The 19159-nt window shown below is 39.6% G+C and carries 21 protein-coding genes and 1 pseudogene; 16 read left to right on the top strand and 6 right to left on the bottom strand.

The features are described from left to right. Positions 1–102: 102 nt before the first annotated feature. From IEV52_RS18020 to IEV52_RS18000, 5 genes are all read left to right on the top strand, one after another. Positions 103–957, top strand: a complete 855-nt coding sequence (locus IEV52_RS18020; RefSeq protein WP_188403847.1) for a ComEC/Rec2 family competence protein — start codon at positions 103–105, stop codon at positions 955–957. 71 nt (positions 958–1028) lie between these two features. Continuing rightward, positions 1029–1697, top strand: coding sequence for an HAD family hydrolase (locus tag IEV52_RS18015; RefSeq protein WP_188403846.1), 669 nt, complete (start codon positions 1029–1031; stop codon positions 1695–1697). Continuing rightward, positions 1697–2089 carry a VOC family protein gene (locus IEV52_RS18010; protein ID WP_188403995.1) on the top strand — a complete coding sequence of 131 codons (393 nt, stop codon included), beginning with the start codon at positions 1697–1699 and terminating at the stop codon, positions 2087–2089. The genes IEV52_RS18015 and IEV52_RS18010 overlap by 1 nt, the downstream gene beginning before the upstream one ends. Before the next feature lie 33 nt (positions 2090–2122). Next, the gene (locus IEV52_RS18005; protein WP_188403845.1) at positions 2123–3673 is read left to right on the top strand and encodes a bifunctional GNAT family N-acetyltransferase/carbon-nitrogen hydrolase family protein; all 1551 of its coding nucleotides are present in this window, start codon (positions 2123–2125) and stop codon (positions 3671–3673) included. Positions 3674–3898: 225 nt separating this feature from the next. Beyond that, positions 3899–5647, top strand: coding sequence for a phospho-sugar mutase (locus IEV52_RS18000; protein WP_188403844.1), 1749 nt, complete (start codon positions 3899–3901; stop codon positions 5645–5647). 135 nt (positions 5648–5782) lie between these two features. On the opposite strand, the gene IEV52_RS17995 is transcribed toward IEV52_RS18000, so the two are convergent. Beyond that, positions 5783–6370 (bottom strand): YitT family protein, encoded by a 588-nt coding sequence (locus IEV52_RS17995; RefSeq protein WP_188403843.1) that lies wholly within the window; start codon positions 6368–6370, stop codon positions 5783–5785. Between the two features lie 156 nt (positions 6371–6526). On the opposite strand from IEV52_RS17995, the gene IEV52_RS17990 reads away from it, so the two are divergent. Next, positions 6527–6724, top strand: a complete 198-nt coding sequence (locus tag IEV52_RS17990; RefSeq protein WP_205723986.1) for a DUF2642 domain-containing protein — start codon at positions 6527–6529, stop codon at positions 6722–6724. A 52-nt stretch (positions 6725–6776) separates the two neighbouring features. On the opposite strand, the gene IEV52_RS17985 is transcribed toward IEV52_RS17990, so the two are convergent. From IEV52_RS17985 to IEV52_RS17975, 3 genes are read right to left on the bottom strand one after another with little or no spacing between them, the layout of a single operon-like run. Beyond that, a complete protein-coding gene (locus tag IEV52_RS17985) occupies positions 6777–7241 on the bottom strand; it encodes an ArsI/CadI family heavy metal resistance metalloenzyme (RefSeq protein ID WP_188403841.1) in 465 nt (154 codons plus the stop codon). 18 nt (positions 7242–7259) lie between these two features. Beyond that, positions 7260–8552, bottom strand: coding sequence for an arsenic transporter (locus IEV52_RS17980; RefSeq protein ID WP_188403994.1), 1293 nt, complete (start codon positions 8550–8552; stop codon positions 7260–7262). A 41-nt stretch (positions 8553–8593) separates the two neighbouring features. Further along, positions 8594–8914: an ArsR/SmtB family transcription factor gene (locus IEV52_RS17975; protein ID WP_188403840.1), complete on the bottom strand. Its 321-nt coding sequence runs from the start codon at positions 8912–8914 to the stop codon at positions 8594–8596. 138 nt (positions 8915–9052) lie between these two features. Between IEV52_RS17975 and arsC the strand changes: the two genes are divergently transcribed. The 4 genes from arsC (at position 9053) to IEV52_RS17955 (ending at position 13794) form a co-directional block, all read left to right on the top strand. Beyond that, positions 9053–9454, top strand: coding sequence for an arsenate reductase (thioredoxin) (gene arsC, locus IEV52_RS17970; protein ID WP_188403839.1), 402 nt, complete (start codon positions 9053–9055; stop codon positions 9452–9454). A 93-nt stretch (positions 9455–9547) separates the two neighbouring features. After that, a complete protein-coding gene (locus IEV52_RS17965) occupies positions 9548–10771 on the top strand; it encodes a TolB family protein (RefSeq protein ID WP_188403838.1) in 1224 nt (407 codons plus the stop codon). A 277-nt stretch (positions 10772–11048) separates the two neighbouring features. After that, complete coding sequence (locus tag IEV52_RS17960; protein WP_188403837.1) at positions 11049–12287, top strand: MFS transporter; 1239 nt, start codon at positions 11049–11051, stop codon at positions 12285–12287. 97 nt (positions 12288–12384) lie between these two features. After that, complete coding sequence (locus IEV52_RS17955) at positions 12385–13794, top strand: SpoVR family protein (RefSeq protein WP_188403836.1); 1410 nt, start codon at positions 12385–12387, stop codon at positions 13792–13794. Between the two features lie 131 nt (positions 13795–13925). Here IEV52_RS17955 and IEV52_RS17950 read toward each other — a convergent pair whose 3' ends face one another. After that, on the bottom strand, positions 13926–15056 hold the full coding sequence (locus tag IEV52_RS17950; protein WP_188403835.1) for a collagen-like domain-containing protein: 1131 nt from the start codon (positions 15054–15056) through the stop codon (positions 13926–13928). A gap of 181 nt (positions 15057–15237) precedes the next feature. Between IEV52_RS17950 and IEV52_RS17945 the strand changes: the two are divergent. The 6 genes and pseudogenes from IEV52_RS17945 to IEV52_RS17920 form a co-directional block, all read left to right on the top strand. Continuing rightward, a pseudogene (locus IEV52_RS17945) lies at positions 15238–15873 on the top strand (SpoVR family protein); the annotation flags it as partial. A 247-nt stretch (positions 15874–16120) separates the two neighbouring features. Continuing rightward, on the top strand, positions 16121–16624 hold the full coding sequence (locus tag IEV52_RS17940) for a GNAT family N-acetyltransferase (protein WP_188403833.1): 504 nt from the start codon (positions 16121–16123) through the stop codon (positions 16622–16624). Between the two features lie 400 nt (positions 16625–17024). Further along, a complete protein-coding gene (locus IEV52_RS17935) occupies positions 17025–17354 on the top strand; it encodes an ArsR/SmtB family transcription factor (protein ID WP_188403832.1) in 330 nt (109 codons plus the stop codon). Positions 17355–17455: 101 nt separating this feature from the next. Next, positions 17456–17629 (top strand): hypothetical protein, encoded by a 174-nt coding sequence (locus IEV52_RS17930; protein WP_188403831.1) that lies wholly within the window; start codon positions 17456–17458, stop codon positions 17627–17629. Positions 17630–17651: 22 nt separating this feature from the next. Then, positions 17652–18518: a permease gene (locus IEV52_RS17925; protein ID WP_188403830.1), complete on the top strand. Its 867-nt coding sequence runs from the start codon at positions 17652–17654 to the stop codon at positions 18516–18518. 37 nt (positions 18519–18555) lie between these two features. Continuing rightward, the gene (locus tag IEV52_RS17920; RefSeq protein WP_188403829.1) at positions 18556–18735 is read left to right on the top strand and encodes a hypothetical protein; all 180 of its coding nucleotides are present in this window, start codon (positions 18556–18558) and stop codon (positions 18733–18735) included. A 13-nt stretch (positions 18736–18748) separates the two neighbouring features. On the opposite strand, the gene IEV52_RS17915 is transcribed toward IEV52_RS17920, so the two are convergent. Then, positions 18749–18919, bottom strand: coding sequence for a hypothetical protein (locus IEV52_RS17915; protein WP_188403828.1), 171 nt, complete (start codon positions 18917–18919; stop codon positions 18749–18751). Positions 18920–19159: the final 240 nt, after the last annotated feature.

The raw sequence follows: 19159 nt of genomic DNA, 5'->3' as shown, positions 1-19159 counted from the left end.
CCATGTATTGGATAGCGGGTTTTGTTGTTGAATTGTACAAAATTACATATAACTAAGGATACGCTTTATGGACGAAAATTTATCTCTAAAGGGGTGTGAGAAGTGAGAATAACTAAAAGAGCAGCCATGTTTTGTTTATGTTTATTGCTTGTAGTCATGATGGGGCCACAGAAGGCCCGTGCCGACTGGTTCGATCCGTTAACCATTCACTTTTTAGATGTTGGACAAGCAGACTGCATCTTGATTAAAGCTCCTAACGGACAAACGATGCTGATCGATGGCGGAGATGAACATGATGCAGACGAGATTATCTCTTATTTGAAAAAAGAAGGTATCAGCCATTTAGATATTGTCGTGGCTAGTCATCCTCATCATGACCATATCGGTTCACTGGATGATGTGATACGTGCGTTTCCGGTAAGTGTACTTTATATGCCGAACCTTCCGTATGATACAAAATATTATCACGACCTTTTTCGTGTGATTAACGAAAAGCAAATACCTGTAGATCGTGCAAAAGCAGGTGTTAATTTTAAAATGGGCTTCTCGGTTAAAGTGGAGATGCTCGCTCCAAAAGGATCGTATTATAAACATATCAATGATTACTCTGTAGTCATTAAAATTAAGCACGGTAAAAAGAATTTTCTTCTGATGGCGGATGCAGGTGCCGAAGAAGAAAAAGAGATTCTCAGCCGGGGCGGAGTTAAAGCTGATGTTATAAAAATAGGGCATCACGGGGCAAATACAGGTTCAAGTATGGAATTCTTAAAAAAGGTAAAAGCAAAAACAGCTGTTATATCCGTTGGAAGGAACAATCCGTATCAGTTTCCTTCAAAAGAAGTTATGTATCGATTAAACAACCGAAAGATGACTGTTTATCGTACAGATCAGCTGGGTACGGTTATTGCAACAAGCAATGGAAAAAAGATCATGTTTAAAACAAATGTCCTTCACTAAAAAACCAGTTTTCTTGCGTCTTTATAAAAAGTTTAAGAAAATAAAATAAAACGCAAAGGGATGGTTGGTCCATGATCAAAGCACTTGTATTCGATTTTGATGGAACGATTTTAGATACCGAAACTCAGCATTATCATGCTTTTCAAGAATTGTACCGCGAACATGGAAGCGATCTGCCTCTAGAAGTATGGGGAGAATGTATCGGTACCCATTCAGATTTTAATCCGTACGAATATTTAGAGAAACAGATTAAGAAAAAGCTGGATCATGAGGAACTTAGAGCAAAGAAAACAGAGCGTGTACTTGCACTAATTTCAGAACAAAAACCTCTCCCTGGTATTGAGGATTATTTAAAAGCTGCAAAAGATTTAGGGTTAAAAGTTGGCTTGGCTTCGAGTTCATCGCGGAAATGGGTGGAAGAGCATCTTAATAGAATCGGTTTCTTGCACCATTTTGAGATTATTAAAACAGCGGATGATGTAGAAAACGTTAAACCAGATCCTGCTCTCTATTTGGAGGCCGTTAAAGCATTAGGGGTAAAGCCTCATGAAGCTATCGCTTTTGAAGATTCAGTAAATGGATCGGCTGCAGCCAAAAAAGCGGGACTATATTGTGTGGCGATCCCTAATCCGGTAACAAAGCATATGAAGTTCAATGATGTTGATCATCAGATGGAAACGATGGCCGAACTAGAGCTTGCAGCTCTTATTAGGCAAGCTGAGAAGCTGAGCAAGCAATGATTGAAGTACGAGGGATCAATCATGTGACGATCAGGGTTTCAAATTTAAGAAGATCATTAGAATTTTATATAGATATTCTAGGTGCTAAACTCGTTCATAAAGGGAATACAGATGTATACTTAGATATGGGCGGAACTTGGCTGTGTTTACTTGAATTCAAAAATGCAAAGCCTATGGATAAAGAACACATTTGTATAGATCATTTTGCATTTACGGTCACAGAGGATCACTTTCCAGACGCAGTAAAAGAGCTTATAAAACACAAAGTAAACATCACAAGAGGGCCGATCGAAAGAGGTGGCGGAAAGTCCATAAACTTTACCGATCCAGATGGCAATGAGTTAGAATTTTTTACTGGGACCCTATATCAACGCATGAAAAATTGGAAGTAATGAATAACGCAGCAGGTTAGAGGAGTGGATAAAATGAGCGAGATTGATGTTTCAAAATTTGAGAAAAAAATAGAACTTCGTAATATTCAATTTGAAGATATAGATGAGATCTTAGAGCTGCAAGCTATATGTTTTCCCGGAAACATGGAGCCATGGAAACGTGAACAGTTAGAAAGTCATCTTCGCATCTTTCCTGAAGGTCAATTCTGTGTAACATATGAAGGGAAGATTGTGGGAAGCTGTTCGAGCTTAATGGTTAACTTTGATGAGTATGATGATAAACATACGTGGGATGAGATCACCGATGATGGATACATCACCAACCACGATCCTGAGGGATTTAATCTGTACGGCATAGAAGTGATGGTCCACCCTGAATACCGCCGAATGAAAATAGGTGCTCGTTTATATGAAGCACGAAAAGAGCTAGCAGAACAAAAGAATTTGAAGAGTATTATCCTTGGTGGAAGAATTCCAAACTATCACAAGCATTCAAAGGATATGACGCCAAGAGAATATGTTCGAGAAGTGATCCAGCACAATATTTACGACCCTGTTTTAACCTTTCAGCTTATGAATGGTTTTACAGTGATGCGTTTAAATAAAAGCTATCTTCCTGATGATAAACAATCTAACGCTTACGCAACACTTATGGAGTGGAACAATGTAGATTTCATTCCAACCAAGACGAAGAAGTATTTTAAAACGAGTGAGCCTGTTCGCATTACAACTATTCAATACATGATGAAAACAATTGAATCGTTTGAGGATTTTGCGACACAAGTTGAATATTACACAGACGTTGCTTCTGATCAAGGGTCAGATTTTGCTGTTTTCCCTGAACTGCTTACAACACAACTGTTGTCATTCTGTGAAGAAAAGAGTCCTAGCTTAGCGATCCGCAAGCTGACAGAATTTACAGAGCAATACATCGAACTGTTTACGAACCTGGCTGTAAGATACAATGTAAACATTATTGGCGGTTCCCACTTTGTTGAAGAAGATGGAGATATTTATAATGTTGCGTATTTGTTCAGACGTGATGGGACGATCGACAAACAATATAAGATTCATATAACACCGAATGAGCGCAAATGGTGGGGAATTACTCCAGGAGATAAAGTACAAGTATTTGATACAGATTGCGGAAAGATTGCCATCTTAATCTGTTATGATATTGAATTCCCTGAATTATCGCGTATTGTTACAGATCAAGGTGCGAAAATTATCTTTACACCATTCTGTACAGAAGATCGTCAAGGGTATCTTCGTGTTCGTTATTGTTCACAGGCTCGTGCGATTGAAAATGAGATCTATACAGCAATTGCAGGAACAGTGGGGAATTTATCCCAAGTGGAAAACATGGACATTCAGTATGCACAGTCAGGTATCTTCACACCATCCGATTTCTCGTTTCCAAGAGACGGGATCGTAGGGGAATGTCATCCAAACATTGAAACAGTTGTTGTAGGCGATGTGGACTTAGAAATCTTGAGAAGGCAGCGTAAAACAGGAAGTGTTACACTTCTAAGAGATAGACGTTTAGATCTATATAGTGTCGTTCAAAAGGATAAGAGCAAATAAATAAAAGAGTGGTAAACAGGTTATGTTTGCCGCTTTTTTTCTATTTCTCGGGAAATATATCGAATAATGACTAAAAAGATTTTCGATTTCCGCAAAAGTTTATTTTTTATGATGAAAGCGGTATAATAAAGGCCGTATTTAATTGATCGAGCAGGAATAACTCGATTCATATCGAAAACTAAACAAAACTACAATACATATTTTTTACTTGAAGGAGGCAGTACCATGTCCTGGGAGACAACATATGAGAGATGGATCCAAAAAGAGAATCTTGAACAGCCATTAAAAACTGCATTAGAAGGAATGAAAGAGAACAGGACAGCCCTTGAAGACTGCTTTTATAAAAATCTAGAATTTGGTACGGGGGGTATGCGTGGGGAAATCGGACCTGGTACAAACCGTATGAACACGTACACCGTTCGAAAAGCTTCATTAGGACTAGCTCACTTTATAGAAGAGCAGGGGGAGAAAGCGAAAAACCGCGGTGTTGTTATTGCTTATGACTCCAGACATCAATCTCCTGAGTTTGCGATGGAGGCTGCAAAAACTTTGGCTACACAAGGAATACAAGCTTATGTCTTTGAAAGCTTAAGACCTACTCCTGAATTATCGTTTGCAGTAAGATACTTAAAGGCTTTTAGCGGGATTGTAGTTACAGCCAGTCATAACCCGCCTGAATATAATGGCTACAAAGTATACGGTTCAGATGGCGGACAACTGCCGCCAAAAGAAGCAGATGAGGTTATTGAAAAGGTTAATGCTGTTGCAGATGAACTTTCAATAGAGGTTAAATCCGAAGAAGAATTAAAAAATGATGGTTTGATTCAAGTAGTCGGAGTAGAAATCGACAAAGCATACATGGACCAGCTTTTAAAAATCAGTTTGAATAAAGAAGTGATCAAAGAGATGCATGACTTAAGCATAGTCTTTACACCACTTCATGGAACAGCGAACATACCAGTTAGAAAAGGTTTGGAACAGCTTGGATTTACGAATGTTACGGTTGTAAAAGAACAAGAACAGCCAGATCCAAACTTCTCTACTGTAAAATCTCCAAACCCTGAAGAGCACGCAGCTTTTGAACTTGCCATCCAATATGGTAAAAAGGCTGATGCTGAAATTTTAATGGCAACAGATCCAGATGCGGATCGAGTTGGAATTGCAGTGAAAAACAGTGATGGTGAGTATGAGATTCTTACAGGTAATCAAACAGGCGCACTCATGATCGAGTACATTCTGTCACAGCGTAAAGAGAAAGGCAGTCTTTGTTCTAAAGGGATTGTTTTCAAAACGATTGTCACTTCAGAACTTGGACGAGTAATCGCGGAAGCTTACGGGCTAACATGCGAAGATACCCTAACAGGTTTTAAATTTATAGGCGAAAAAATCAAAGAATATGAAAAGAGCGGAAAACATACTTTCCTTTTTGGATATGAAGAAAGTTATGGTTCGTTAATCGGAGACTTTGTACGAGATAAGGATGCCGTTCAAGCTTGTTTGATGGGGGCCGAAATGGCTGCCTACTACAAAAAACAAGGAAAGACATTGTATGATGCTTTAAATGAAGTATATGAGAAATATGGCTATTATAAAGAAGATTTAGAGTCGCTTACTTTAAAGGGAAAAACAGGTGCAGAACAAATCGAGAATCTGCTCGCAGGTTTCAGAGCTGATTTACCACTTGAAATTAATGGACAAAAATTAGTGGTCTCTGAGGATTACAAAACAAGTATCAAATATGACGTGGAAACGGATGAAACAAAAGAAATCCAACTTCCGAAATCAAATGTACTGAAGTATAAGTTGTCAGATGGATCTTGGTTCTGTGTAAGACCATCTGGGACAGAGCCTAAAGTTAAATTTTATTTTGGTGTTAATGCAGATACAAATGAAAAAGCAAATGGAGCATTAACATCGTTGAAACAAGCGGTTATGGATTTAGTTCATGAAAGAATGCAAAGGGTGGCACAATAAACTCAAAACCGACAGAGTTTGTAAAACTGCTGAACGAGCAAAGCTTTGAACAAAAGGCAAAAGACATTGAATTGCGATTGTTGCATTCATGGATATAACTGTTTCATGAAAAAAGAAGCCTCATAGGGCTTCTTTTTATATACTTTTGTAAAAATTAATCGAGCGGATAAGGGTCATCGTCATGGTAGCAAAACCTACAGAAAGAATCGTCACAAGCGAATAGAATAGAATTCCTTCTCCCATTATATAAAGTCCAGCTAAAATGACAGCTGCATCGATTAAAAATATAATCATACCGACATTGATAGAAAACCAGCGAGATAAGAAGAGTGCAAGTAGATCAGTTCCGCCGGTACTCGTTTCATGACGAAGCATCCATCCAATTCCGGTTCCGATAAACAGTCCGCCAATAACGGATCCTTGCATAACCGAAACAGAAAACATTCCTCTTAGAGGCGATAGCAGATCAATGATAATTGATGATACCAGAAGACCATGTATGCTGTTTATAAAATAGCGTCGCTCGAGCTTCCAAGCTAATACGTAAATCGGAACACTTAAGATAATAATCGTAAGCCCCACTTTATAACCCCATACATATTTTATGAGTAAACTTATGCCAATCATTCCGCCATCTAATAGATGAAAAGGGACAATGAAACCATTAATACCGACACCAAGCAACACACTGCCAAGGAAAATAGCAACTGTTCGTTTCAACATGGCAATCATCCCAATCTGCTTTATTTCTTCATCATATGCGTGATTGTCCTAGAATAGTCACTTCCTATAGGTGTTTGTCCGTTTCTCTTTTCACTTTTTTGCATGTAATAGTATAGAAAGCCCCTTGTTTGCAGTGCAATAGGGAAGGTGAATGGTGTGAAGGACTTCAGAAGAGCAGCAAAACGTCTTTTGGAGAGGCAAGTCGTGGTGGATACAACGAACAATACGTACGAAGGCAGACTAAGAGCGGTTGAAAGAGACTATATCACCTTATGTGTTATGAGCTATCACAATAACCATATGGATCAGATTCTTATTCGGATTGAAGAAATTGTCGCCTTATCCACCCTTTAAACCAGACAAAAATCCCTCCGCATTACTAGCAGAGGGATTTTTTTATGCTCTTTTATTTTTTCGTAAAGCCTAATTGAATCGGCTGCGATGCTTGAGGTGGTGCACAGCATAATGATAGATCTCGTGCATCCCCAGCGGATTCAAATTCAGAGTCATCTTTTGTATAGAAAATCTCCCAAGCGTTTCCGTCTGGGTCATATACCCAAACTTTATCTTGAACCGCATAACAGCACGTCGTGTTCATCTCGTCTATTAAAAGAAGTCCTGCCGAGCGGAGACGTTCACCCATAGCAAGAACGTCTTCTGTGTTGCTTACCTGAAAACCTAAATGATTAAGTACACCCTCTTTTGCAAAAGGGCGTGCATTTAAAGAAAAATGAAGAGCTGGGGAATCAAGCTCAAATTTTGCGTAGTTGTCTTTTACTTTTGTAGGTTCTGTACCGAAAAAGCTTTTGTAAAACTCAAGAGACTTCTCTAAATCTGAGCAGTTAACAGCAACATGCATGCGTTGAATCATTATGTGCACTCTCCTTTTTTATGATAAAAGTAACAGCCAAAAATAAAGGCCGGTTAATGTTATGAAAAGTGTTGGTACAGTTAAGATGATCCCGATCTTAAAATAATAGCCCCATGAAATTTTGACGCCTTTTTTTGATAACACGTGAAGCCATAAGAGGGTTGCTAACGAACCGATCGGTGTAATTTTTGGCCCTAAATCAGAACCGATAACATTTGCGTAGATTAAAGCTTCGCGGATAACGCCTGATGTTTCAGTTCCTTGTATTGCAAGAGCATCAATCATGACAGTTGGCATGTTATTCATAACAGATGATAATACTGCGGCTAAAAAGCCCATTCCAATGGTTGCTGCAAATAATCCTTGATCAGCGATCACTTGAATCCAGCTGCCAAGCATATCCGTTAGTCCAGCGTTTCGAAGTCCATAAACCACTACATACATTCCGATTGAAAATACAACAACGGTCCAAGGTGCGTCTTTAATGACTTTTTTTGTTTGAATGACTTGACTTTTACGTGCTGCAAAAATAAAAAGAACAGCTGCAGCTCCCGCGATAATTGAAACGGGTACACCGATAAACTCACTCGTTAAGTAACCTGCTAAAAGAACAGCCAGGATCACCCAGGAAAGCTTGAACAGCTTTGTGTCGCGGATCGCTTCTTTCGGTTTCTTTAACTGCGACAGGTCATAGTTAGCAGGAATACTCTTTCGAAAAAAGATATACAGTACGAGTGTGCTCGCAATTAAAGAAAATAAGTTTGGTACAATCATGCGGCTTGCATATTCAACGAATCCAATGTTAAAGAAATCAGCGGAGACGATATTTACTAAGTTGGATACAACCAGCGGCAATGATGTTGTGTCTGCGATAAATCCGCTTGCCATAATAAAAGGAAGCACCATGGATTCTTTAAAATTGAGCGCGCGAACTTGGGCCAGTACGATCGGTGTAAGGATCAGTGCTGCTCCGTCATTCGCAAAGAATGCAGATACAGCGGCTCCAAGAAGGATTACATAAATAAACATCTTCTTTCCGTTGCCGCCTGCCAGCCTCGCCATATGTAGGGCGGACCATTCAAAGAATCCAATTTCATCTAAAATGATTGATATGAGAATGATGGCTACAAACGCTAAAGTGGCGTTCCAGACGATTCCTGTTACCGTCCAGACATCATCAGGAGTAACCACTTTAATCAGAAGTGCAATCACTGCACCAATTGTAGCAGACCAACCGATTGATAGACCTCGGGGCTGCCAGATTACAAAAATAATTGTAACTAAAAATACAGCGAAGGCCGCAATCGCCATGCTGTCCATAAAACTCCCCCCAATTGCTTCTTAAAATGAACTTAGCAGCAAACTTTTCCGCCTGATGCTTTTAACTCTTCAATCTTATGAGAAAGATCAGGAAGAGCTTCTATGTTTGCTTTTATAAAAGGATAGATTTCTCCATCAATAGAGTAGAATATCCATTGACTGCTGCGTCTTTCTTTTACTAATCTAGCTTGCTTTAACTTCCTTAAATGTTGTGAAATACTTGGTTGTGTCATCTTTAAAATTTCTACTAACTCACATACACATAATTCTTCGTGACGGAGCAAAGCTAAAATATTCAACCTTGTTTTGTCTGCCATGGCTTTGTAGCATTCAGTTAACTGATCTAGTTCCATACGGATTTCACCTCATTAGTATATAACCATATGTTTATATAAAATGTCAAAGAATATATAAATAAATATTGATATAAGGATATACTTATATTATGATGGTCTCGAAAGCAGTTCTTTACTTTTAGGAGGTTCTACAAAATGACTAAACCAACTATCTATTTCCTTTGCACAGGAAACTCTTGTCGTTCCCAAATGGCTGAGGGATTTGGACACCACTATCTTGGTGATAAATATAACGTATATTCTGCGGGTATTGAAGCGCATGGTGTAAATCCAAATGCGGTCAAAGCCATGAAAGAAGTAAATATTGATATTACGAATCAAACATCTGATGTGATCGATAAAGATATTTTAGAAAAAGCAGATCTAGTTGTTACTTTATGCGGACATGCTAATGATGTTTGCCCGGCCACACCACCTCATAAAAAGCGTGAACACTGGGGATTTGATGACCCGGCAGGGAAAGAGTGGAGTGAATTTCAGCGTGTGCGTGATGAGATCTCAGCTCGTATCAAAAGTTTCGCTGAAACTGGAGAATAAGAATAGGAAGAATGAGCTCAGGAGCTGAATAGTTTCTGAGCTTTTTTGTATGAAATCCTCTATTTAGCTCATGTTAGTTAATGAGGTGAGTGTATGAAACGATCACTAATTATGGTATTCATCCTTTTCATGATTTTAATGAATTCTTCGAACATAGCTGAAGCGGCTGAGGATAAAGCCGCTTTTATTCGAAAAGATGGACTTTGGATGAAAGAAAATGAAGTGGAAAGAAGGATTGTTGAGGGGTCCAATTTTTCGTATCCCTCCTTTTCAAATAATGGAACATATATCAGCTATATATCAGGAGAGTCAAATGAGTTATGGGTATATAACCGGGTAACTCGTATAAAGAAAAAGGTGTTTGATGGACAAGTGAAGATGCCAAGATGGTCTCCAGTTGAATCTAAGCTTGCATGGAAAAGCGAAAATATGCTAAATGTAATTGATCTAGAACAGCCTGCTTCTTCGTTTGAAAATGTAACACTCGGTGCCGACAGTTATAGCTGGACACCTGATGGTAAAGGATTTATTGTATCAGCCTCTGCAAAATTAGAGCCTGATGGATGGAGCTCAGTCCGGATCTTTAGTGTTCCTGCTGACGCAAAAGGCGAACTGAAAAAAGTAAAAGTTATCACAACGCTTCCAAAGATGAGTGAATCGTTTTTTGCAGTTGGAACTACCGAATTCAAGTGGGAAAAGGGTGGAAGTTTATTTGCTTTTATAGCTTGTCCTACTGCCTCTATGTCAGCAGATACTAATACATTAATGGTTGTTTCCAAAGATGGTTCAAAGAAAAAAATGATTGGAAAAATGCTAAACCATCCGAATTGGTTTCAATGGTCCCCAAATACAAAGGATCTTGGATTTATAAAAGGGATTGGAAGGCTTGAATCTGAAAATAAGCGGCTGACGGTATGGGATGCAACAAGTGGCCGTGAAGTGAATCTGGGATTTGACGGGTATGCAGATGGTGATTTCACATGGAGAAATGAGGGGGACATTGTTGTTAGCCGTCAGATTGAGTGGGGATGGGATGTGCCCGAAGAAAAAAGGTCCAAACCGTTCTTAGTTCAAGTGAAAGTTGCAGATGGGAGTGCAAAGAAGCTTACAAAACCTGGTGCTGGAGAAGCAGATGTTTATCCAAAAACGTTGCCTGGCAGTGATGTTGTTTGGGTGAGAACAGGTGACAACAATCTCTCAAAAGTGATGAGAAGAAGTCATTCAGATCAAAAAGAAACGGTCTGGATTGACGGTTTGTATAAAGGTGAGGAATTTTCGAATTGGGCAAGTGTATTGGATCTTTATCAGGCAAGGTAAGTGAGAGGCGAACTCTTTAAGGAGAGCTCGCCTTATTTTGTGTTGAGGTTGGTGAGGAGGTGGGAAATAATTGTCGAGAAAAGGGGTGTATTCAGGCTTAAAAAGAAAAAGAGTGTCAGCTTATAGTTCTTTTGGATGATTTATATAGCTGGTAAAGCTGAAACGACAAAGGGAAATAAATTGTTGGGGGACAGTCCCCAACAATTTATTTCGTTTCAACAGGATTCTATCTGCTTAATCAATAATTTTATTAAGCAGATAGAAAGGGGATCAGGTTATGCAATCGTTAAAGAAAGAAGCGTTCCAGAAACCAGAAGCACTTCACAAAAATTCACGGTTAATGCAACTTCTCGGAAGTAAGTTTGTATCATTCCTGGGTGATCAAATTTACCTTCTTGCCCTTCCGCTTATTGTACTTCAAATTACAGGTTCGGCTGTTGCGATGGGGACCATTGCTGCAGTAGAAAGAATACCTGTCTTTTTTCAGCCAATTGCAGGCTGGATGGCTGATACTTTTAATCGCAAAAAAATTCTCTGTATAAGCGATCTTTCACGAGGCGGACTTCTAGTGTTTTTATCGATACTTTATCAGACGAATACCCTTGGATTTTGGCATATTGCAGCAGGCGCTCTCATGATGGGATGGCTTACGCAGCTTCATAATGCTGCGGGGTTTGCAGTTCTTCCACACCTTGTATCAAAGGAACATCTTCATAGAGCAAATGCATGGGATGAGGGTTTATTTCAAACAGCCATTATTATAGGTCCAGCGCTAGGCGGATTGCTCATTTCTATAACTGCCCCTGGAATTGGCTTGCTGTTAAACGCGATCTCATTTTTTCTAACGTTTTCCATCATTTATAACATGAAGGTTGAACACAAAAACAAAGTGACATTACTTGCTAGAAATACTTTTTTTCGTACATTCACCTCAGAACTGAGAGAAGGATTTAAACATGTGTTTAACACAAAGATTATCTGGTACACCAATTTAGCGCTCATGATCTCTACTTTTGGAACAACTATGTTTTTAACGCTGCTTATTTTTCACCTTAAAGACATTTTGCGTTTAACTCCAACAGAAATTGGAGTCATTCTATCACTAGGTGGCTTTATGGCGATTGCAGGAGCTCTTGTAACAAACAGGCTCAGCCGAACTTTTAAATATCAAACCATCTTGATGATCGCGCATCTAATGGGAGGAGTCTCTGTCATCGGGCTCGCTGTTTCCAGCACCTTTTTAGCTGTTGCTCTAATGAATGCAATAGGTGTTTTAGCTGCAAGTATGATCAATCCGTGTATTCGTACGATTCGCCAGACACATACTCCTGATCATTTGTTAGGAAGGGTACAAGCCACGAGCAGATGGATGACATGGCTGCTTCTTCCGGTTTCTGCTATGCTTTCAGGTTATCTTGCTTCCGTAACAAGCTCTGAAATGACGATTATATTTGGAGGGGCTATTACAGCTACCACGTTTATATTTTATTTACTGCCAGCGGTGCGAAAAGCATAATTTTTTTAACCCGTCCGATTTTTACGAGCTGTTTTCTCATGAATGAATGTTTTCTTTCATACAGTTAAAAGTAAGGAAATAGCAGGAGGGGGAAAATATGAACTGGGACTTGCAAAATAAGGAGCTTGAAAGAGCAATTGCTGAAATTACAGAGATTGCTGACCACTTTGGCCTTGATTTTTACCCAATGCGGTATGAAATATGTCCTGCAGATATTATCTATACATTCGGTGCGTACGGGATGCCGACAAGATTTTCTCACTGGAGTTTTGGAAAACAGTTTCATAAGATGAAGCTCCAGTATGACCTTGGTTTGAGTAAAATCTACGAACTCGTTATCAATTCAGATCCGTGTTACGCGTTTTTACTTGATACAAATTCACTTATTCAGAACAAATTGATCATTGCTCATGTTCTTGCACACTGTGACTTCTTTAAGAACAATGTCCGTTTTTCAAATACAAGAAGAGACATGGTGGAGTGTATGACGGCTACAGCAGAACGAGTGGCTCAATACGAACATCTATATGGAAAAAAAGAAGTAGAAGAGTTTCTGGATGCTGTTCTTGCCATTCAAGAGCATATCGATCCGTCTATTGTGAGGAACAAATTGAACTATGTGTTTGGAGAAGATGATGAAATAATAACTAAAAAAGAAACGCCTTACGATGATCTATGGAAGCTAGATGACAAAAAAGGTCCTAAACCTGCATTAAAAAAGAAAAAGTCATTTCCGCCTCAGCCTGAAAAAGATATCCTTTTGTTTATTGAGCAATACAGTCGTGAACTCGAAGAATGGCAACGCGATATATTATCGATGATGAGAGAAGAGATGCTTTATTTCTGGCCTCAACTCGAGACAAAAATCATGAACGAAGGCTGGGCTAGCTATTGGCACGCCAAGATCCTGCAAGAAATGGACCTGACCTCTCATGAGACGATTGAGTTCGCTAAACTTAACGCGGGCGTCGTACAGCCGTCAAAAACATCAATCAACCCGTATTACTTAGGATTACAGATCTTCAAAGACATCGAAGAACGCTACAATAACCCTGATGAAGAGTTGATCCGACAAGGGGTAAAACCAGGATCAGGACGTGAAAAAATGTTTGAAGTGCGTGAACTGGAATCTGACATGTCCTTTATCAGAAACTACTTAACTAAAGATCTAGCTCAGAGGGAAGACATGTATTTGTTTCAAAAACAGGGGAAAGAATATAAAATTGTCGACAAGCAGTGGGAGGAAGTTCGAGATCAGCTCGTAAGCATGAGAGTAAATGGAGGCTTTCCGTACATTACGGTTAACAATGCGGATTATATGAAGAATGGTGAGTTATACTTGATTCATAGTTATGAAGATATGGAACTTGATGTGAAGTACCTGGAGAAGGTGCTGCCGCATATCCATCACCTATGGGGCCGCCCTGTTCATATGGAGACGAAGATCGAGCAAAAGCCCGTACTCTTTACATTCGACGGGAAAACGGTGCATCGGAAGTACCTTTAAATTAAAAGAAAACAAAAAGCACGCAGCTGGCATGCTTTTTGTTTTCTTTTTTCTTGGACTATACTACAAAGAAATATTCACTAGAGGATGGGTATTCAGATATTTTAAACGTTTTGTTCTATTTTCCCCGTCTATTGGAGTCGCGTGATAACAAGATGTGCTGATACAGGTCTGGTTCCTCCAGCCAGAGGAGTAATGGTTAGTGCCGTAGAATTTCCAGCAGGATTTCGTACAGTTAGTATTGAATCAACGGATGTCGTTTCCACAAGAGCCATCCCTATTATTTGAGAAGTACCTGTTGCTCTTCCAACCACAGTATAGGCTAGGTCAGCACCATTTAGAGTTAGAATCAATTGTCCAGCTTCGCTCGCACTCACCTGAAACAAGACCTGATATACACCAATTTCAGATAAATTAAATGAGCTGGGACCTGTACGAGTAATACCACCTGTTCCACTTGTTGGCCCATCTTGTGGAAAACTTACATCTGTACCGGGAGCAACTGTTGCTGCATTATCAGGAGGCATCAATGCAAAAAAATCTGCAAAGTCTAATACCCCTCCTGCGGGTCCCGCTGGTCCTGTTGGTCCTGGAACTCCTTGTGGTCCTGTTGCTCCTGCTGTCCCTGCAGGTCCTTGAATTCCTTGTGGCCCTGCTGGTCCCGTAGCTCCCGCGGGTCCTGGAGCACCTGTTGCTCCAGTTGGCCCTGGAATTCCCTGTTCTCCCTGTGGTCCTGTTGGCCCTGGAACTCCTTGTGGTCCTGTTGCACCTGTTGGTCCAGCTGGTCCTGGAATTCCTTGTGGTCCCTGTGGTCCTCCAGATCCACCTGCGGGTCCTGGAATTCCTTGTGGTCCTTGTGGCCCTGTTGCCCCTGTTGGTCCTGTTGGTCCTGTTAATCCTTGGGGTCCAATTGCCCCTTCTGGTCCTTGTATTCCCGTAGCACCCGTAGCTCCCGTTGGTCCTGGAGGTCCTTGTGGCCCTGTTGGCCCTTGTGGTCCTGTTGTTCCTGGAATTCCTTGAGGTCCTGTCGCCCCTGTTGGTCCTGCTGGTCCTACTGGCCCTATTGGTCCTCCTGGAGTTCCAGGAATTCCTTGTGGTCCAGGAAGTCCTTGTGGTCCAGGAAGTCCTTGTGGTCCAGGAAGTCCCTGTGGTCCAGGACGCCCTTGAGGTCCTTGAATTGGGAAGAGGAATTGACAATCACAACAACAATCACAATGTTTTCGTTTACATTGGTTGCACCGATCATCTTTAAATATTGACATAAGTCCACCCTTTTAGTTTTTAATAATATATGTGGTCAAGTCCTGAATGGTATAGGCTAATAGAAAAGATGGGGTTTTCTAACCATTAATCACAAAATTTTCTTCAACTACTGGTGCGTTAGTTCAACAAGCCATTCCCTTGAGGATAAATTAAATGGATTAAATCTGAGATCCTTAGGAGAACGAAGGCTGGGCTAGCTACTGGCACGCCAAAATTCTACAAGAAATGGACCTGACCTCTCATGAGACGATTGAGTTCGCTAAACTTAACGCTGGCGTCGTACAGCCGTCAAAAACATCAATCAACCCGTATTACTTAGGATTACAGATCTTCAAAGACATCGAAGAACGCTACAACAACCCCGATGAAGAATTGATCCGACAAGGCGTCAAACCAGGATCAGGACGTGAAAAAATGTTTGAAGTGCGTGAACTGGAATCTGACATGTCCTTTATCAGAAACTACTTAACTAAGGATCTAGCTCAGCGGGAAGACATGTACTTGTTCCAGAAGCAAGGGAAAGAATATAAAATTGTCGACAAGCAGTGGGAGGAAGTGCGTGATCAGCTCGTAAGTATGCGAGTAAATGGAGGCTTTCCGTACATTACGGTCAACAATGCGGATTATATGAAGAATGGTGAGTTATACTTGGTTCATAGTTATGAAGATATGGAACTTGATGTGAAGTACCTGGAGAAGGTGCTGCCGCATATCCATCACCTATGGGGCCGCCCTGTTCATATAGAGACGAAGATCGAGCAAAAGCCCGTACTCTTTACATTCGACGGGAAAACGGTGCATCGGAAGTACCTTTAAATGAAACAAGTGTTTAATAGGAAAAGTAAAAAGCACGCTGCTGGCGTGCTTTTTTCGTCTTTGATATTCCACTAACGGAAAGTTTGTTGAAGAAGGGTTTACACCTTACATAAGGAAGTAATATTATTACAAATCGTTTTTATGGTGAACATGTAAAGTCTGCGAGAAAGTATGGATGGAAGCAAATGATGTTAGTCTCATAAAGCCGTCAGAGTTTTAGAATCATACTAATGAAAAGGTGGTTGTTATGGATCGATCATTAATTATTGATAAGATGCAAACTGATGATTGGGAACAAGTGAAATCTATCTACATTGAAGGAATCGAAACAGGAAATGCGACTTTTCAACAAATCGCACCTTCATGGGAGGAATGGGATGAAAGCCACTTATCAGTGTGTCGGTTAGTTGTCCGTTCTAAAGGTCAAGTTTTAGGTTGGGCTGCGTTAAGTGCCGTTTCAAGTCGATGTGTATATGCTGGTGTTGCTGAAGTCAGTATTTATGTGGGACAGAATCAACAAGGAAAAGGGATAGGCAGCTCACTTATGGAAAATTTAATTAAAACAAGTGAACATAACGGGATCTGGACCTTGCAGGCAGGTATCTTCCCTGAGAATAAATCGAGTAATGGACTACATAAGAAATGGGGATTTAAAGAAGTAGGACGAAGAGAAAAAATCGGGAAAATGAACGGCATTTGGCGAGATGTACTCTTATTAGAGCGAAGAAGTGACATTGTAGGTGTAGATTGAAAAAATAGGAGTAACCTACTCCTTGTATGGTAATCTTCAGCCACCTTCTACACAAGTATTGTAGGTACTCCCTATACAATTGTTTAATTCAGTTAATAATAATTGCAGACTAATGTCATTTGGTACTAATGAATATAACGAGTTATCCGTGACAGGAAGCCTATATTTTTCGAATACCTTCCTTGTCTCAGTCCATATTGATACGATTGCTTGCGGTGTCATATTCGGTTGAATAACCATAAAATGAATCCCCCTTATTGTCTACTTATTAGCTATTTCGTAAGGGTTTACCTTCTTTTTTAAAAATATCAATTTTTTTTGATTTAATGGTTGCAAATTAGTAAATAAAGGATATAATAAAATTACATCAAATAATTTTGATGTTAGGAGTGATACTGTGATGAAAGAAATACCTTTACTAAACAATGGATCCGTTTCAAAACCAGACCTTGCGAAGTATGAACAGAAATTTAAAGCCCTTGCCGATCAACAAAGACTTCAAATCATAAATATATTGGCCGTCAAAGAAAGTGTATGTGTTTGTGATCTTACGCCAATAATCGATATGCCACAATCCAAACTTTCATACCACTTAAAAATCTTATTGGAAGCTGACTTGATTAAAAAGGAGAAGCAAGGTACCTGGAATTATTACTCATTGAATGTCAGTGAACTTAAGGGACTACTATCTGATCAATTATGCTGTGTGTTCCTTCCATCTTGTTGTTAAGTGATGTACTACTCTTGGTAGTGCTTCATTTTTACAAAAAACATCAATTTTTTTTGATATATACATCAAAGTTTTTTGATCTATAAAGGAGGTTAAACCTTATGAATCTTTATTACCTTGAAAAGATGATTGAGATGAAACAAAGAGAAATGGAGCAGATAGCAAGAGAAAGAAGAGAACTTTATTCATCAAAAAAGAAACGGCCAGTTCTCTTTTTCCATTCGTTATTTGCAAAAAAAACGACAAATCAAACTAGGCAAGTTTGCTGTGCATGATTAAAAAAGGAGAAGAAAAATCATGTGGATGGAAACGTTGAAAAGTTTTTTGAGTATTGCATTAGAACTAACAGTACTGTTCGTTGTTATCTCGTTCGTCATCAATTTGCTTCAATCTTATATTCCTTATGAAAAAGTAGAGAAGTATTTGGGTGGCAAGAACAAAGGATTAGCCGCACTCTTTGCCTTGATCTTTGCCTTTGTTACACCGTTTTGCTCTTGCTCAACAATCCCTGTCGTAGTGAACATGTTGAAGAAGAAGATGCCCTTCTCAATCGTTATGATTTTCCTGTTCTCTTCGCCAGTTCTAGACCCTACCATCATCACGATAATGGGAGTTGTCTTAGGGTGGAAGGTCACGATACTCTATACAATCACCACCGCTGTATTCTCAGTAATCATCGGATTTACACTTGCTGCTCTTGGGTTTGAAAAGTCGGTCAAGAACGTAGTGATGAAGGGATACGAGGAGGAAAACAAAAAGTTCAACGTAAAAGCAGCATTAAGAGAGACGCTTGATCTCATGAAAAGTGTTTACCCTTACCTCATCATTGGTGCAGCTATTGGAGCTGTCATTCATGGAATGGTTCCGACCAATTGGATCGCGAGTACATTCGGAAGTGATAACTGGTGGCTCATTCCGATTGCAGCGATCGTTGGTATACCCCTTTATATCCGACTTTCCAGTATGATACCAATCTCGCAAGTGCTGATCGGAAAAGGGATGGCATTAGGTCCAGTAATGGCCTTAATGATCAGTTCCGCAGGAGCGAGTTTACCAGAATTGATCTTGTTAAAATCCATATTCAAAAAAGAACTCGTGATTATGTTTGTTCTATCCGTCATGGCGATGTCCACGATTTCTGGATTTATCTTCTATCTCGTATAATTGTTTGTTTTTATCCTTTGAAAGGAGGTGATAGTTGATGAGCTTTATTAAAATTATCATGGGAAACAAAAAAGAAAAAGATGCTGGTTGTTGTAGTGTTCAGATAATCGAAGTAAACGAAAAAGAAAATACTGTATGTTGTGAATCTGAGGCAAGTAACCAACAAGAAAACTGCTGCGTTGATGAAAAAGAAGTCAAAATGTCTTGTTGTCCGTAATAGGTTTGGAAATTTAAAAAACAGCATCGGTATTGTACCCTATACTGTTTTTATTTTTTATGAACCATTCAATTCCATTTTCAAAATTGGATAAAAGATAATCTGCTGCTTTAGGGTCGTGTTGTAATAAATCTTGAAAATGATTCTTAGCTAAGTTTAAACGATAATTGAGTTCTTCATTCATTTCTTCCTAAAGTAGAGGACGGTGACACAAGACCATTTGGGATAACCGAATTTGTACCTCCGCAGGCTCGAAGGGAACTATATTTTTACGTCTTTACGAAAAAAGGCATAAATAAGAGCAAAAGCATCATCTATTCTATACCGAGTTGCGGATGAATTGGTTACGAACGAAACTGAGGATATTGTATACCTGAAACCTAGTGTTTGCTGCACTTGTTAAATATAGGAATTACACGAAGGA

It is taken from the genome of Fictibacillus barbaricus (assembly GCF_014635025.1).
Classification (GTDB): domain Bacteria; phylum Bacillota; class Bacilli; order Bacillales; family Fictibacillaceae; genus Fictibacillus; species Fictibacillus barbaricus.
This window is presented reverse-complemented; position numbering and strand designations above follow the sequence as displayed.

What these genes read in the sequence shown, in the direction of transcription:
- IEV52_RS18015 (WP_188403846.1), top strand. Translation starts at nt 1,029, where the DNA reads ATGATCAAAGCACTTGTATTCGATTTTGATGGAACGATTTTAGATACC.
- IEV52_RS18005 (WP_188403845.1), top strand. Translation starts at nt 2,123, where the DNA reads ATGAGCGAGATTGATGTTTCAAAATTTGAGAAAAAAATAGAACTTCGT.
- IEV52_RS18000 (WP_188403844.1), top strand. Translation starts at nt 3,899, where the DNA reads ATGTCCTGGGAGACAACATATGAGAGATGGATCCAAAAAGAGAATCTT.
- IEV52_RS17995 (WP_188403843.1), bottom strand. Translation starts at nt 6,370, where the DNA reads ATGTTGAAACGAACAGTTGCTATTTTCCTTGGCAGTGTGTTGCTTGGT.
- IEV52_RS17985 (WP_188403841.1), bottom strand. Translation starts at nt 7,241, where the DNA reads ATGATTCAACGCATGCATGTTGCTGTTAACTGCTCAGATTTAGAGAAG.
- IEV52_RS17980 (WP_188403994.1), bottom strand. Translation starts at nt 8,552, where the DNA reads ATGGCGATTGCGGCCTTCGCTGTATTTTTAGTTACAATTATTTTTGTA.
- IEV52_RS17975 (WP_188403840.1), bottom strand. Translation starts at nt 8,914, where the DNA reads ATGGAACTAGATCAGTTAACTGAATGCTACAAAGCCATGGCAGACAAA.
- arsC (WP_188403839.1), top strand. Translation starts at nt 9,053, where the DNA reads ATGACTAAACCAACTATCTATTTCCTTTGCACAGGAAACTCTTGTCGT.
- IEV52_RS17965 (WP_188403838.1), top strand. Translation starts at nt 9,548, where the DNA reads ATGAAACGATCACTAATTATGGTATTCATCCTTTTCATGATTTTAATG.
- IEV52_RS17960 (WP_188403837.1), top strand. Translation starts at nt 11,049, where the DNA reads ATGCAATCGTTAAAGAAAGAAGCGTTCCAGAAACCAGAAGCACTTCAC.
- IEV52_RS17955 (WP_188403836.1), top strand. Translation starts at nt 12,385, where the DNA reads ATGAACTGGGACTTGCAAAATAAGGAGCTTGAAAGAGCAATTGCTGAA.
- IEV52_RS17950 (WP_188403835.1), bottom strand. Translation starts at nt 15,056, where the DNA reads ATGTCAATATTTAAAGATGATCGGTGCAACCAATGTAAACGAAAACAT.
- IEV52_RS17940 (WP_188403833.1), top strand. Translation starts at nt 16,121, where the DNA reads ATGGATCGATCATTAATTATTGATAAGATGCAAACTGATGATTGGGAA.
- IEV52_RS17935 (WP_188403832.1), top strand. Translation starts at nt 17,025, where the DNA reads ATGAAAGAAATACCTTTACTAAACAATGGATCCGTTTCAAAACCAGAC.
- IEV52_RS17930 (WP_188403831.1), top strand. Translation starts at nt 17,456, where the DNA reads ATGAATCTTTATTACCTTGAAAAGATGATTGAGATGAAACAAAGAGAA.
- IEV52_RS17925 (WP_188403830.1), top strand. Translation starts at nt 17,652, where the DNA reads ATGTGGATGGAAACGTTGAAAAGTTTTTTGAGTATTGCATTAGAACTA.
- IEV52_RS17920 (WP_188403829.1), top strand. Translation starts at nt 18,556, where the DNA reads ATGAGCTTTATTAAAATTATCATGGGAAACAAAAAAGAAAAAGATGCT.
- IEV52_RS17915 (WP_188403828.1), bottom strand. Translation starts at nt 18,919, where the DNA reads ATGAATGAAGAACTCAATTATCGTTTAAACTTAGCTAAGAATCATTTT.